Origin of the sequence: Brevundimonas sp. TWP3-1-2b1, from assembly GCF_049896165.1 — a bacterium.
Lineage (GTDB): Bacteria > Pseudomonadota > Alphaproteobacteria > Caulobacterales > Caulobacteraceae > Brevundimonas > Brevundimonas subvibrioides_B.
In genome coordinates this window covers 17,422-31,605 of record NZ_JAFCTT010000009.1, presented here as the reverse complement: position 1 = coordinate 31,605, position 14,184 = coordinate 17,422, and the positions used below count along the sequence as shown (strand labels likewise).

The following is a 14,184-nucleotide window of genomic DNA, read 5'->3' as shown; positions in this document are numbered from 1 at the left end:
GGATCAAGGCATTCGATCAAGGCGGGGCGGCGGCGTCCGCGCCTTCGACCTTCCCCTCGCCCCGCACCGGGCTGCAGGGTCGACAGGGAACAGCCGCTCAGGACAGACGATCGCGGAAGTCCGGGTAGTCGAACTGGCGGACCAGTCGAAGCGCGTCCGTCTCCGAGTTCCAGAGGGCAATGGCCGGTAGCGGCACGCCGTTGAAGGTGGTGGTCTTGACCATCGAATAGTGGGCCTGGTCGAGGAAGGCGATGCGCGTCCCCGGCGTCGGCCGCGCGGCGAAGCGGTAGTCGCCGATGATGTCTCCGGCGAGACAGGACGGGCCGCCGAGGCGGAAGGTGACGCCCTCGTCAGCCTCCCCCAGCATCGCCGGGCGGTAGGGGGCCTCGATGACGTCCGGCATGTGGCAGGTGGCCGAGATGTCGGTGATCGCGACCGGCAGGCTGTTTTCGAACGTGTCGAGGACTTCGCCGACCAGAATGCCGGCGTCGAGGGCGATGGCCTCGCCGGGCTCGATATAGACCTCGATGCCGTGGCGTTCGCCGATGCCGCACAGCAATGCGCTCAGGCCCTCGCGGTCATAGTCGGCGCGGGTGACGTGGTGGCCGCCGCCGAGGTTCAGCCATTTCAGCGAGGCCAGGGCGCCCTCGATCTTCGGCTCCAGCGACGCCCAGATGCGTTGCAGCGGTTCGAACCCCTGCTCGCACAGGGCGTGGAGGTGCAGGCCGTCAACGCCCTGCAGATGTTCGGGCCTGAGCTGCGACACGGGGAATCCCAGCCGCGAGCCGAACTGGCAGGGGTCGTATTTGGCGACCTCGGCCTCGGAGTGTTCGGGGTTGAGGCGCAGGCCGATGTCGAAGGTCTCGCCGGCCGCGCGAGCCTCGGCGATCAGGTCGGCGAAGCGCGCGATCTGGGTCGGGGTGTTGAAGATCACCGAGTCGGACAGGCGCAGGATCTCGGGCAGTTCCCCGGCCTTGTAGGCGGGGGAATAGGTGCTCAGGTGGCCGCGATAGAACTCCCGGGCCAGTCGCGCCTCCCACAGGCCGGAGGCGCAGACGCCGTCGAGGTAGTCCCCGACGACATCCGCCAGCGACCACATGGAGAAGGCCTTCAGCGCCAGCAGCACGCGCGCGTTTCCACGCGCGCCCACGTCCTTGAGGAGGGCGAGGTTGCGAAGGATCGCCGCCTCGTCGACGACGAAGGCGGGTGACGGCACGCGGTTCAGGTCGAAACGGGCGAAGGCGCCGGGGCCCCCCGCCCTGGTTTCCATGGCGTCGGAAGGAGTGTGCATCGATCAGAACGCCAGCGGGGCGTCCAGGTCCTGCACCTTCCAGGGCAGGCCGTGCTTGTTCAGCATATCCATGAAGGGATCAGGATCCAGCTGCTCGATGTTGAACACCCCTGCACCCTTCCACTGGCCGGTCAGGATCATGGCGGCGCCGATCATGGCCGGCACGCCAGTGGTGTAGCTGACAGCCTGGTTGCCGGTCTCGGCGTAGGCTTCTTCGTGGTCGCAGATATTGTTGACGTAGACCGTCTTCTGCACACCGTCCTTCAGGCCGGTAGCGATGGTGCCGATGTTGGTCTTGCCCTTGGTCAGCGGCCCCAACGAGGACGGTTCGGGCAGGAGCGCCTTCAGGAACTCGATCGGGATGATCTCGCGGCCCTGGAACATCATTGGCTCGATCGAGGTCATGCCGATGTTCTCGAGCACCTCGAGGTGTTTCAGATAGGAGTCTCCGAACGTCATCCAGAAGCGGATGCGGCTGATTTCCGGATAGAATTTCGCCAGCGACTCCAGCTCCTCATGGTACATGAGGTACATGTTCTTTTCGCCCACCTGGTCGAAGTCGAACACCTGTTTGCGGGTCAGGGCCGGGCCCTCGATCCACTGGCCGTTCTCCCAGTGACGCGACGGGGCGGTCACTTCGCGCAGGTTGATCTCGGGATTGAAATTGGTCGCGAACGGCAGGCCGGTATCGCCGCCGTTGCAGTCGAGGATGTCGAGCGTCTCGATCGAATCCAGCAGATGCTTCTTCGTGTACGTGGTGAACACCGAGGTCACGCCGGGATCGAAACCCGAACCCAGAAGAGCCATCAGACCGGCCTCCCTGAAGCGGTCCTGATAGGCCCACTGCCACCTGTATTCGAACTTCGCTTCCTCGCGCGGCTCGTAGTTGGCGGTGTCCATGTAGTGGACCCCCGCCGCGAGGCACGCATCCATGATGTTCAGGTCCTGGTACGGGAGGGCCAGATTGACGACGAGCGCGGGCTTCACAGCCTTGATCAGGGCCGTGGTCGCGGCGACATCGTCGGCGTCGATGGCCGCCGTGTCGATGACGACGCCGGTGCGTTCCTTCACCGAGGCGGCGATGGCGTCGCATTTGGACTTCGTCCGCGAGGCCAATGTGATGTGTGAGAAGATGTCGGCGTTCATCGCCATCTTGTGGACGGCGACCGAGCCTACGCCCCCCGCCCCGATTACGAGAACCCTGCTCATCTCATGCACTCCTGAAGTCTGCACCGCCTGAAACCCGTCACATCGACGCGTTGGGTTGGGGTCCTATACGAGGATGGGCCTTCCCGTAACCGTCCCGGCCCGTGTTTTGCGTTGCCAGGCGCCCTTATTTCGATCGCCCGAGGGACAGGACGCGACCCGCCGATCCTGTCAGAAGCTTAATCCTGCACACGCTTGCCGAGCGCGATTGGCCGGGCGATGGTCGGGCATGACCGCAGTGATCGAAACCCGGAACCTGACCAAGACCTACGGCGCAGTCCGTGCGCTGGACGGGCTCAGCCTCTCCATTCCGCGCGGCGGGGTCTATGGCGTGCTGGGGCCGAACGGCGCCGGCAAGTCGACCCTGTTTCGCATCCTGCTGGGCCTGATCCGGCCGTCTGACGGCGAGGCCTCGGTGATGGGCGGGCGCATCGGCGACGTCGCGGCGTCGCGGCGGATGGGCTCGATGATCGAGACCCCGCGCTTCCCGCCCTTCATGACTGCGCGCCAGGTGCTGGTCTGGCTGTCGGCCGCCCACGGGCTGACGCCTGACGCGGCGCGCGTCTCCGGCTGGCTGGAGCGCGTCGGCCTGACCGAGGCTGCCGACCGCAAGGTGCGCGGCTTTTCCGTCGGCATGATGCAGCGACTCGGCGTCGCCGGCGCCCTGATCACCGATCCCGAGCTAGTCATTCTGGATGAGCCGACCAGCGGCATGGATCCGCCCGGCATCCAGGAGATGCGCGCCCTGATCCGGTCGCTGGCCGAACGCGACGGGATCACCGTCATCCTGGCCAGCCATCAGTTGCTGGAGGTCCAGCGGGTCTGCGACCGCGTCGCCATCCTGAACCGGGGCAAGCTCGTGCGCGAAGGCGCCGTCAGCGAACTGACCGCCTCGGGCGAGCGGCTGCGTCTGTCGGTCACGCCGATCTCGAAGACACTGGAGATCGTGTCCGGCCTGCCTGGCGCGTCGGGCGTGCTGGAAGGCGACGCCGTCATGGCCACCCTGCCCCGCGCCGACACCCCCGCCCTGCTGCGCGCCCTGATCGAGGCCGGGGTCGACATCGACGAGGCTCGCTGGATCGGCGTCGATCTGGAGAGTGTCTTCATGTCCGAGACCGGCTCCGTGCAGCATCCGGAGAACATCATTCAGGAGGTCGGACATGCTGGCTGATTCCGTCCGCTCCGAGTTGTATCGCCTGTCTCGCAACCGCATGGCCGTCTTCTGGTCGGCCCTGTTCGTCCCGCTGCTCTTCGTCATCGGCGGCATGGCCTTCCATCTGATCACGAAGTCGAAGATGGCGGAGGTGACCGGTGATCTGGCGCCCGGCGTGGCCGCCTCGATCGCCGTCACCAACCTGGGTCACGACCTCGTGCAGGGTGCGGGCATCGTCGCGAATGGCGCCGTTCTCGTCTTCATGCTCATCGGCGCGGCGACCCTCTATGCGGGCGACTACCGCTGGGAGACGTGGCGGCTGATCAGCGCGCGCAACAGCCGGCTCTACCTGATCCTCGGCAAGGTCGGCGCCTTCAAGGTCCTGACCCTGGCGGCTATGGTGGTCTTCCTGATCTCGGGCCTGGTCTTCTCGCTGAGCGGTGCCCTGATCAACGGTCACGAAATCACCTTCAGCTTCGACGGCGGCGATGCGCGTGACTTCAGCCTGCTGCTCCTGCTCGGCTACATCCGCATCATCCAGTACGCGATGGTCGCCCTGCTGACGGCGGTGCTTACCCGCTCGTTGCTGGCCACGCTGTTCGTCCCGGTGGTGCTGGGCTTTGGCCAGACTCTGCTGGGAGGGCCCGGCCTCGCGATCCTGCAGTGGGAGCCGACGGCCTGGCAATCACTACTGCTCCTGCCGGGCCTCGCCTTCGACGCCCTTAAGGCCATGGTGACCGCCGGCGTCGGCGCCCCGCCCGCGCCCGACGGCCTGATGCTGAAGGCGATTGTCAGCCTGGCTCTGTGGACGATCGTTCCCCTCGCGGGGGCCGTCGCCTGGTTCAACCGGCAGGACCTGTCGAAGGAATAGGCGGCGATGGACTGACCGACCCTTCCGCGACCAGCCAGTCGCGGAAGGCGTCGACCGAGGCGTCGGGCCGACCCTCCGGCCTCAGGAAAACGAACTTCGACGGGCGCTCGGCAAAGCCGAACGGGGCGACCAGCCGTTCCGTTACGATGTCCGGCGCGACGAAGGCCCAGGGCGCGATGGCCACACCCATGCCGGCCACGGCCGCCTCAATCATCGAGTTGTTGTGCTGAAACTCCCGCGACTGGTGAGTGGTCGGCAGCCGCACCCCGACCAGGTCGCTCCAGACCCTCCAGCTTTCGCGGAAGGTCGAGGCGTGCAGGCGCGGCAGCTGCCCCATGGCCTCGATCGTCATCCCGGGCGGTGTCACGTCAGGCGCGCCGACCGGCCCCTGATACTGGGGTAGAAAGGGCGTGGCCTCCTGTCGCTTCGCCTCCTGACCCGGGTTGAATATGCGGATCGCGCCGTCGATCCGGTCCTTGGCGAAGTCGACGGCGGCGTAGGACTCCGACACCTTCACGCGGATTTCGGGACGCAGGGCCATGAAACCCGGCAGGCGCGGGATTAGCCATTTCAGCGCGAAGGTGCCGAGGCAGGAGATTTCGATCTCGCGCCGGTCGTCCCGGCGAGCCGCGTCGACGGCGGCGGTGATGGTCGCGAAGGCGCCGGTCAGGCGGGCGGCCAGTTCAGCGCCGGCGGGCGTCAAAGTCAGGCGATGGCGCGGCCCGACGACGAGCACGACACCGAGATGGTCCTGCAGCGCCGCGACCTGGCGGCTGACGGCGCCGTGGGTGACGCAGAGCTCGGCCGCCGCGGCCGTCATCCCGCCATGGCGGGCGAAGGCCTCGAAGGCGCGAAGGGCGTTGAGCGGCGGCAGGGCGGCGGACTTCATGTGATCTCAGCTCACAGACTGCCGCCGGTTTAATCGATTTCGGCGCGCAGGCAATTCGGATTGAAGCTGATCGATGCTGCAGTTCGACAAAGACCCGCCCCCGCCGCGCCGGACCCTCTGGGACCGAATCCTCTATGTCATGGCCGCCGTCGCGATCTGGGCCGCCGTCCTCTACTGCGCGCTGGGTTAGTCTTCGTCGGGTGCGCCGAGAGGGAAATAGTCGCGATATGGCCGTGCCTCATCGAGCGCTCGCGCATAGGACGGCCGCGCCAGCAGGCGACGGCGATAGGCCCATAGATGGACGTGATCCGTCGGAATTGCATGGGTCCAGTGGGCGTAGAGCAGGCCCGGCGCCGCGCCGCAGTCGGCCAGGGTGAAGACCTCGCCCGCCGCCCAGGTCCGGTCGGCCATGACGGCGTCGAGCCAGGTGTAGGCGGTCTCCAGTTTCGCCCGCGCCTCGGCCTCGGCGATGGGGTCCTGATCAGCCTCGGGCCGCAGGGCATTGTAGATGATCCTCTGCTGGTTCGACTGGATGTGATTGTCGAACACCCGGTCCATGAACCGCGTCTCCAGCGCCAAGGCGGGATCAGCCGGGATCAAAGGGGTTACGGGGGCGATCTGGTCCAGCCGCTCGATGATGATCGAGGCCTCGGCAAAGCGGCGGTCGCCGTCCTTCAGCACCGGGAACTGGCCGAACGGCCACAGGGAGCGGAGTTCGGCCATCACCCCCTCGCTTTCCAGCATCCGCTGTTCGAACGGCAGATCCTTCTCATAGAAGGCGACGATGGCCTTCTGGCAGTAGGACGAGAACGGGTGGCTGTAGAGAACGAGGCTCACAGGCGCTTCTCCATCCAGACATTGCAGCGGGCATAGGGCGTCGGCTGCGGCGGCAGATCGACAAAACCAAACTGGTCATACAGGGCGATGGCATGCGTCTGGGCGCTGTTGGTTTCGAGATAGAGCCGCGGCGCCCCCGCATTCCGCGCGTGGATCTCACAAGCCTCCAGCAACCTGCCTCCAAGGCCGAGGCCCTGAGCGTCCGCTGCCACAGCCATCTTGCCGACCTCGTAGCCGCCGTCCGGCATGAGCATCAGCGAGCAGCAGCCGATCGCCTCGCCGTCCCGCTCGGCGATAAAGATGATGCCGCCCTTCGACAGGATCGACCCGTCGGGATCATCGAGCACCAGCCGGTCCTTGGTCTCCAGGGCATAGCCGCCGGCGAGGATCCAGTCTTCGTTGAGGGCGATCCAGGCGGTGGCGTGGTCGGGGCGGTAGGGGACGATCTGTATGGAGTTCGCGGTGCTCATGTCCCTCACCGTGCACCCCGGCGAAGGCCGGGGTCCAGATGGAAAAGAAGACGCTGAAACGAGCGCGCCAGTGTTCGATCCCAGCCGTCTGAATCTGTGATCTGGACTCCGGCCTTCGCCGGGGTGCACGGAGGCGGGGCAAGCAAAAGGGCGGCCCGATCGCTCGGGCCGCCCCTTCAATAGCTCAACCGTGGCGTCGAAGCTTACGCTTCGTCGTCGCCCTCGATCGCATAGACCGGACCGGAGTCCAGGCCCTTGGCGTCGACGTCGCGATCGACGAACTCGATGACGGCCATCGGGGCGTTGTCGCCGTGGCGATAGCCGGCCTTCATGATGCGGATATAGCCGCCGTTGCGTTCGGCGTAGCGCGGGCCGATCGTTTCGAACAGCTTGCCGACCTGGGTCACGTCACGGACGTGGCTGATGGCCTGACGACGGGCGTGCAGGTCGCCCTTCTTGCCGAGGGTGACCAGCTTTTCGACGAAGGGGCGAAGCTCCTTGGCCTTGGGCAGGGTGGTCGTGATCTGCTCGTGCTTGATCAGCGACGCAGCCATGTTGGCGAACATGGCGGTCCGGTGGCTGGCCGTACGGCCGAGCTTGCGATAGGCGGCGCCGTGGCGCATCGGGGTCTCTCCTACTCCGGCCCTGGTTTCCGTCTTACCGGACCCGTGACCGCATTATTCTAACCGCTCCGATGACCAACAAACGGTCCGGGCGGAGGGTTGAAACTAGATTTGGTCGTCGAACTTCTTGGCGAGGTCTTCGATGTTTTCCGGGGGCCAGTTCGGCACATCCATGCCGAGCGACAGACCCATGGAGGTCAGCACTTCCTTGATCTCGTTCAGCGACTTGCGGCCGAAGTTCGGGGTGCGAAGCATTTCGCCCTCGGTCTTCTGAATCAGGTCGCCGATGTAGACGATGTTGTCGTTCTTCAGGCAGTTGGCCGAACGGACCGACAGTTCCAGTTCGTCGACCTTCTTCAGCAGGGCCGGGTTGAACGGCAGATCGGGCTTGCCGTCCGTCGCTTCCACAGCCTTCTTCGGCTCGTCGAAGGTGATGAAGATCTGCAACTGGTCCTGAAGGATGCGCGAGGCGTAGGCCACGGCGTCCACAGGCGACACAGCGCCGTTGGTTTCGACTTCCAGCACCAGCTTGTCATAGTCCAGCGACTGACCCTGACGGGTCGGCTCGACGCGATAGGCGACGCGCTTGACCGGCGAATACAGGGCGTCGACGGCGATCAGGCCGATCGGGGCGTCTTCCGGACGGTTGAACTCCGAAGCGACATAGCCCTTACCGTTCTGGACGGTCAGTTCCATGCGCACCGAAGCGCCGTCATCGAGCGTGCAGATGACGTGGTTCGGGTTCAGCACCTCGATGTCCGCGGGGACGTCGATCTGACCGGCGGTCACAGGCCCGGGGCCGGTGGCGCGCAGGGTCATGCGCTTGGGGCCCTCGGCGTGCATGCGCAGCGCCAGTTGCTTGATGTTCAGTACGATGTCGACGACGTCCTCACGCACGCCTTCCAGCGACGAGAATTCGTGCACGACGCCGTCGATCTGGATCGCGGTGACCGCAGCGCCTTGCAGCGACGACAGGAGCACGCGGCGCAGGGCGTTGCCGAGCGTCACGCCGAAACCGCGTTCGAGAGGCTCGGCCACCAGGCGCGCCTTGCGCTGGGCGTCAGAGCCGAGTTCGATTTGCGGCTTCTCGGGACGAATCAGTTCTTGCCAGTTTCGTTCGATCATGGGTGTCCCTCGAATGGAGTTCGCCGGCCCCTCGCTACCTCGTCAGGTGCGTCCAGGGCCGGCGGAGAATAGGGTCGGCGTAGGCGGTGTTCGCTTAGACGCGGCGGCGCTTGGGCGGACGGCAACCGTTGTGCGGCATCGGCGTGACGTCGCGGATGGTCGTGATGGTCAGGCCGACCGACTGCAGCGCGCGGAGCGCCGACTCACGACCGGAACCCGGACCCGAGACGTTGACTTCCAGCGTCTTGACGCCGTGTTCCTGGGCCTTCTTGCCGGCGTCTTCGGCGGCCATCTGGGCGGCGTAGGGGGTCGACTTGCGCGAACCCTTGAAGCCCATGTGACCCGCCGACGACCACGAGATCGCGTTGCCCTGGGCATCGGTGATCGTGATCATGGTGTTGTTGAAAGACGCATTCACGTGGGCGACGCCCGAGGTGATGTTCTTGCGCTCGCGCTTCTTTACGCGACCCGGTTCCTTGGCCATGTGTCTGTCTTACTTCTTCTTGCCGGCGATCGGCTTGGCGGGACCCTTGCGGGTGCGGGCGTTGGTGTGCGTGCGCTGGCCGCGGACCGGCAGGCCCTTGCGGTGACGCAGGCCGCGGTAGCAGGCCAGGTCCATCAGACGCTTGATGTTCATCGACGTCTCGCGGCGCAGGTCGCCCTCGACGGTATGATCCTTGTCAATGGTCTCGCGGATCTGCAGGACTTCGGCGTCCGTCAGTTGGTTGACGCGGCGGGCGGCTTCGATGCCGACCTTGCCCACGATGTCCTTGGCGGCGGCGGGGCCGATGCCGTGAATGTACTGAAGCGCGATTTCCACGCGCTTGTTGGTCGGGATGTTGACGCCAGCAATACGGGCCACGTAGCTCTCCAGATGCGCGTGATCAGACACAGAAACCGCTCCGGTCAACAGACCAGGAGCGTGCGCGTCTTTCGCGGAAGACGGCCTTATACAGCTGATTCAGCTTCCGTCAACCAGCGCCGTGACGGGTTCCGCCTCCGGGGCGGCCGGAAACGCGATGGCGACGATTTTCCAGCGGCCATCGACGGGACGCCCACCCTCCTGCGGTGGCAGAAAACGGAACTCGCGCGATCGCAGGAGGGCGGCTCTGCGATAGCCGGAGGGGCGCGGATGCTCCCCTATCACGCGGCAACCCGTCAGCCGCTGATTTAGACGTATCCGGCAACGTAGAATGACATGGGACTGGCCGGCCCGCACCAACGCGGCGGACTGAACGTCCTGGGTGATGACCGCGCCGGCAGGTCCCTCGATCAGGACCGCATCCCTGCTCCCGCCCGCACCCGGCCCTGCTCCGGCCCCGATGCCGTCGCCGCTTCCCGTCCCCGGCCCGGCCGATGACGACGGGCTGATGAGGCGCGCGACGCCCAGCACCAGAGGTTGGAGAGGCGCGGGTTCGATGGGCGCAGTCAGCTCTACCGCATCCTGACGGGGTTCGGGCGCAAGATGGACGGTCGAGGGGGCGGGGGCCGCGCCGCCTCCGGAGATCGGACTGTCGGAGTCGGGGTTCGGCTTCGTCGCGGGTCGCATGAGGACGACGTCGAAGGCCCGGATCATCACCTCCGGCAGGACGGGAACCACGCTGACGCCCAGCCAGATCAGAACAGCGACATGAGCGGCCGTCACGGCGGCGCCGATGGCGACCCGCCTGCGACGCTCGACAGTGACCGCCCCGTTGACCGCCGCGCCGCCGTTCATCGCGCCCGTCCCTAAATTCCGAGAACGCCGGATGCTGGATCTCGGCGGCGAGACGGTCAAGTCCCGGTCAGCAGTGCCAGCAGGCCTCCGCGCCGATCGGGCTGCCCGGCGGCGTGGGCGTCTCGACCCGGTTTGCCTCCAGCAGTTGATCCAGACGTTCGCGATCCTGCAGCAGGGCGCCAAGCCAGCGGTCGTGCGCCCGCTGCACCGGATCAGTGGCGCGGGAGGCCGCCAGCCGCCCGGCCAGCGTCTCCAGCCGGTCAGAGACCACGGCGGCCGAGGTCGCCGACACCGCACTGGACCGCAGCAGACCGGCCAGGGTCAGGGCCGTGCGGGCCTGTACACGGCGCGCGGGTTCGCCAAGGCGGCCGGGAGCGGGCGCGAACACGGCCGTGGTCAGGCTGTCGATCGTCTCGGCCAGACCCAGGGCGGCCGGATCGCGGCGCCCCATGTCTGTCAGCCGCTCGACGCGTTGGGGCGCGAACAGGGCCTGAAGGGTCACGTCCGCCGCCGCCTCCGCCGCGCTGCCAGCGTCGAAGGTCCGGCCCTGGCGCGAGGCGAAGACCTCGATGTCGTGCTGCGGGTCGCTCTCGCCCGACTGCTGGGCGGCCAGCAGGGCCAGAAGCGAGTCAGGCAGGTCGAGTTCAGCGGGCGACAGGGTCTTGATCAGGCCCGCCAGGGCCGCGCGCTGGGCCGCGGCCGGAACCGCCGTCGCCGCCTCATGCCCGTCGCCGACGACGGGGTAGGCATAGTCCACGCCCGCCACCAGCTTGGCCACCGCGTCGACCTGGTAGCGGTGATACAGATAGATCGGCACCAACCGCCGCCTCAGGTCATTGACGGCCGAGCCGGCGGGCAGGTTGTCCAGTCCGAAATGATCCAGGGCGACGCGGCGAACCTGCATCAGGTGATCCAGTTCGGCGACGGGGTCGGCGCCGTTGTCCCACAAACTGCCCCAGGCCTGGGCGTCTCCGCCGATACGGGCGTCCGGATCGGACACGAAACGCCAGGTCGCCGCCCCCGCTGCGGCCCGGCGGTCCAGTTCTGCCTGACTGACATCGGCGTAGAGCCAGTCGATGGCGAACCGGTCCCAGCCGCCCATGCCGACCGCATAGGCCTCCGTGAAGTCGAGATGGTCGCCGTTCACCGCGACCTGGGGAACCGGATAGTCCATCACCGAGGCTCGATCCTGGGTCGAGGCGGCGAAATTATGCAGCAGGCCGATGGCGTGGCCCACCTCGTGCGCCGACAGCTGGCGGATCCGGGCCAGGGCCACGGCCTGCGGATCGTTCGGCCCGCCCGTGCCGGTCTGGTCGGCCCCGACCAGACCTTCGAAGATCAGCATGTCCTGGCGGATGCGGAGCGAACCCAGAAGGACGCTGCCCTTGACGATCTCGCCCGTGCGCGGATCGACGACGCTCTGGCCGTAGGACCAGCTGCGCGTCGCGCGGTTGACCCAGTTGATGACGTTGTAGCGGGCGTCGAGCGGATCGGCGCCCTCGGGCAGGACCTCGACGCGGAAGGCGTCGATATAGCCGGCGCGGTCGAAGGCGTTGGCCCACCACATGGCCCCCTCGACCAGGGCCGAGCGGATCGGCTCGGGCGCGGCGCGGTCGACGTAGAAGACGATGGGCTCGACCACGGTCGAGCGGGCCGCAGACGGATCGGTCTTCACCAGCCGGAAGCGGTTGGCGAGGCGGCTGACAATCGGCTCGTCCAGCGGCGCGGAGAAGTCGGTCACGATGGTGCTGATCGCACCGGTGCGCGGATCATAGGGGCGCGGCGCATAGCCAGCGTCAGGCAGGCGGATGAAACTGTGGCGCACGGTGAAGGTCGCCAGCCGGGCATCCGGCGCGATCTGGCGCAGCACCGGGCCGGGGCCATCGACGGAGAAGGTCAGCCGCGCCTCCAGCTCGACATTGTCGGGGAAGGACTTCGCCTGAGACGCATCAACCATCGTCAGGTCGGCGACGGGACGCAGCGTCCCCTGCCCCGCCAGCCCCTGGACGATGCCGTGGGCGTCGCGGGTCACGAAACCGGAGATGTCGACAAGGACGGAACCGTCGGGCGCCGTGGCGACCACGTCCCCCGCCCAGATGGTCGAGCCGACGAAGGCGTCGCGCGCCGCCGCCTGTTCCTCGGCCGAGCCCGCCGGCGCGCGATAGCGGGGGTTCTCGAACTCGGCAACAACGCGTTTGCCGATACGGCGGAAGACCAGGATGTTGGTCGGGCCGATCTGGGCCCGGTCCAGCCCGGTGACGGCCGAACCGACGCCGGTTCGCAGCGCCGTGTGATGGATAACGCGCGCCAGGGTCCCGTCCGCTCCGGGCGCGGGCATTTGCAACAGGAGCTTGCCCGACGCCGCATCGGTGAACAGGGTCAGGAGACCGTCCTGCCGCGTCAGGCCCTCGACACTCTGGGCATAGCTGACGGGAGTGGTTTGGGCGATCGCGACCGCAGGAGCCATGCCGCCCATGGCCAATACCAGGGCGATCGCCGTCGCCGTCCCGCCGAACCTGAAAGTCATGGTCGCCCCCAACGCAAAATCTGCGCCGCATCTGGGGGTGATTGCCGAGCGGCTGTCAAACCGCCGGGGCTCTACTGCCGCCCGAAGTTGACCGTGACCGTCACGCGGAACCCGTCCACCGGCCGTCCCGACGCCGTCGTCGGCGGGCGGAAGCGGAAATGGGTCTCGGCGATCCGGACGGCGGCCTCACCGAAGCCGAAGCCGCCGGGAGATTCATCGACGACCCGGCAGCCCTCGAGACGGGTGTCAGCGCGGATCACACAGTTGACCGCGCTCCGACCCGACCGCCGCTGTCGCCGGGCTTCGGGCGGCACGAAGGCCAGGATCTCACCATTCGAGGCACCACGCAGGATGATCGGCCCCGAGCCCGAGCCCGGCCCGTCTCCTTCGCCCGTTCCTGATCCCGTCCCGGTCCCCTGCCCGCCCTGACCGAGGCCTGAGTTCAGACTGGCGGTCGGCGAGGCTCCGACGACCAGCGCGGGCGCGGGCGCGGGCGTCGGCGGGGCGACGGGCAGTTCGGGCGGAACCTCGGGAGGCTTGGGCGTGACATGGACCCGGGACGGCGCTGCAGGCGCGCCGCCACCGGGAGCGACCTCGACAAGCGCGGGCGGCGGAGGCGGCGGAGGTGTGAGGGGGCGGAACAGCTCGACATCGATCGGCGTGCGCACTGGCACATCGATCGACTCAACCTGTCCCATGCCGACCGCCGCGAACAGGCCGGCATGGACGAGGACGACCAGCGCCACGGCGCCGGCCCGGGCCACACGGCGGGCTCGCGGAGAGGATGGAGGATGTAACACGGCCGCTTCTACCATGCCCGGCTGAACGCGCAGGAATGCCGAAGGCTCAGCTCCGGTTCAGATCAGGACGCGTCGAGTGCGGTGTCGATGGCAAGAGCCACCGTCTCGATCGAGCCCATGCCATCGACCTCGGTCAGCAATCCCTTGTCGCCGTAGTAGGGCAGCAGGGGTGCGGTGTTGCGGTTGTAGGCGTCCAGACGAACCTTGAAGCTTTCCGGATTGTCGTCCGGACGGCCCTGTTCGGCGAAGCGTTTGGAAATCCGATCCATCAGCGCTGCGTCATCGACCTTGAGGCGGACAACCCGATCGATCTGCTTGCCCAGCTTGGCCAACATGGCGTCGAGCGCCTCGGCCTGGGCGATCGTGCGCGGGAAGCCGTCGAAAATGGCGCCGCCGGCGTCTTCGGCTTCCTTCAGTCGGGCCTCGATCAGGGCGATGACGATGTCGTCGGCGATCAGACCGCCTTGCGCCATGATCTCCTTGCACTGCTGACCCAGTTCCGAGCCGGACGCGATCGCCTCGCGCAACATGTCGCCGGTCGACAGCTGGACCATGCCGCGCTGCTCGACCAGCCGCTTGGCCTGGGTGCCCTTGCCGGCCGCCGGGGGCCCGAACAGGATCAGGTTCATGTTCAGGCCCCTCCCCGGGCGCTCGGGCTCAAATCACGCAATGCGC

At 67.2% G+C, this 14,184-nt stretch carries 15 protein-coding genes; 2 read left to right on the top strand and 13 right to left on the bottom strand.

Annotated features, from left to right (window positions below; all coding sequences use genetic code 11):
* Positions 1-97 precede the first annotated feature (97 nt).
* The gene (locus ACP7AB_RS10215; protein ID WP_425990956.1) at positions 98-1,291 is read right to left on the bottom strand and encodes a carboxynorspermidine decarboxylase; all 1,194 of its coding nucleotides are present in this window, start codon (positions 1,289-1,291) and stop codon (positions 98-100) included.
* 3 nt (positions 1,292-1,294) lie between these two features.
* Entirely contained in the window at positions 1,295-2,500 is a 1,206-nt protein-coding gene (locus tag ACP7AB_RS10210; protein ID WP_425990958.1) for a saccharopine dehydrogenase C-terminal domain-containing protein, read from the bottom strand.
* Between the two features lie 226 nt (positions 2,501-2,726).
* Between ACP7AB_RS10210 and ACP7AB_RS10205 the strand changes: the two genes are divergently transcribed.
* Both ACP7AB_RS10205 and ACP7AB_RS10200 read left to right on the top strand, forming a co-directional pair.
* Positions 2,727-3,668 carry an ABC transporter ATP-binding protein gene (locus tag ACP7AB_RS10205; RefSeq protein WP_425990959.1) on the top strand — a complete coding sequence of 314 codons (942 nt, stop codon included), beginning with the start codon at positions 2,727-2,729 and terminating at the stop codon, positions 3,666-3,668.
* Positions 3,658-4,521, top strand: a complete 864-nt coding sequence (locus ACP7AB_RS10200) for a hypothetical protein (RefSeq protein ID WP_425990961.1) — start codon at positions 3,658-3,660, stop codon at positions 4,519-4,521. The genes ACP7AB_RS10205 and ACP7AB_RS10200 overlap by 11 nt, the downstream gene beginning before the upstream one ends.
* Here the strand turns inward: ACP7AB_RS10200 and ACP7AB_RS10195 are convergent.
* The 11 genes from ACP7AB_RS10195 to ACP7AB_RS10145 all read right to left on the bottom strand — a co-directional run bounded on the left by ACP7AB_RS10195 (position 4,493) and on the right by ACP7AB_RS10145 (position 14,138).
* Positions 4,493-5,410: a LysR substrate-binding domain-containing protein gene (locus tag ACP7AB_RS10195; protein ID WP_425990962.1), complete on the bottom strand. Its 918-nt coding sequence runs from the start codon at positions 5,408-5,410 to the stop codon at positions 4,493-4,495. The genes ACP7AB_RS10200 and ACP7AB_RS10195 overlap by 29 nt on opposite strands.
* Positions 5,411-5,596: 186 nt before the next feature.
* Positions 5,597-6,247: a glutathione S-transferase family protein gene (locus ACP7AB_RS10190; protein ID WP_425990963.1), complete on the bottom strand. Its 651-nt coding sequence runs from the start codon at positions 6,245-6,247 to the stop codon at positions 5,597-5,599.
* On the bottom strand, positions 6,244-6,717 hold the full coding sequence (locus tag ACP7AB_RS10185) for a GNAT family N-acetyltransferase (RefSeq protein ID WP_425990965.1): 474 nt from the start codon (positions 6,715-6,717) through the stop codon (positions 6,244-6,246). Before ACP7AB_RS10185 ends, ACP7AB_RS10190 begins: the two co-directional genes overlap by 4 nt.
* A 203-nt stretch (positions 6,718-6,920) precedes the next feature.
* Positions 6,921-7,340: a 50S ribosomal protein L17 gene (gene rplQ / locus ACP7AB_RS10180; protein ID WP_303695910.1), complete on the bottom strand. Its 420-nt coding sequence runs from the start codon at positions 7,338-7,340 to the stop codon at positions 6,921-6,923.
* 105 nt (positions 7,341-7,445) lie between these two features.
* Complete coding sequence (locus ACP7AB_RS10175) at positions 7,446-8,465, bottom strand: DNA-directed RNA polymerase subunit alpha (protein ID WP_425990967.1); 1,020 nt, start codon at positions 8,463-8,465, stop codon at positions 7,446-7,448.
* A gap of 94 nt (positions 8,466-8,559) precedes the next feature.
* A complete protein-coding gene (rpsK, locus tag ACP7AB_RS10170; RefSeq protein WP_013268944.1) occupies positions 8,560-8,949 on the bottom strand; it encodes a 30S ribosomal protein S11 in 390 nt (129 codons plus the stop codon).
* Between the two features lie 9 nt (positions 8,950-8,958).
* Positions 8,959-9,327 (bottom strand): 30S ribosomal protein S13, encoded by a 369-nt coding sequence (gene rpsM, locus ACP7AB_RS10165; RefSeq protein ID WP_425991014.1) that lies wholly within the window; start codon positions 9,325-9,327, stop codon positions 8,959-8,961.
* Positions 9,328-9,426: 99 nt separating this feature from the next.
* Positions 9,427-10,182: a hypothetical protein gene (locus ACP7AB_RS10160; RefSeq protein ID WP_425990969.1), complete on the bottom strand. Its 756-nt coding sequence runs from the start codon at positions 10,180-10,182 to the stop codon at positions 9,427-9,429.
* Positions 10,183-10,249: 67 nt separating this feature from the next.
* Positions 10,250-12,709 (bottom strand): zinc-dependent metalloprotease, encoded by a 2,460-nt coding sequence (locus ACP7AB_RS10155; RefSeq protein WP_425990971.1) that lies wholly within the window; start codon positions 12,707-12,709, stop codon positions 10,250-10,252.
* A 71-nt stretch (positions 12,710-12,780) separates the two neighbouring features.
* The gene (locus ACP7AB_RS10150) at positions 12,781-13,473 is read right to left on the bottom strand and encodes a TonB family protein (protein WP_425990973.1); all 693 of its coding nucleotides are present in this window, start codon (positions 13,471-13,473) and stop codon (positions 12,781-12,783) included.
* A 98-nt stretch (positions 13,474-13,571) separates the two neighbouring features.
* Positions 13,572-14,138 carry an adenylate kinase gene (locus tag ACP7AB_RS10145; protein ID WP_425990975.1) on the bottom strand — a complete coding sequence of 189 codons (567 nt, stop codon included), beginning with the start codon at positions 14,136-14,138 and terminating at the stop codon, positions 13,572-13,574.
* Positions 14,139-14,184 lie beyond the last annotated feature (46 nt).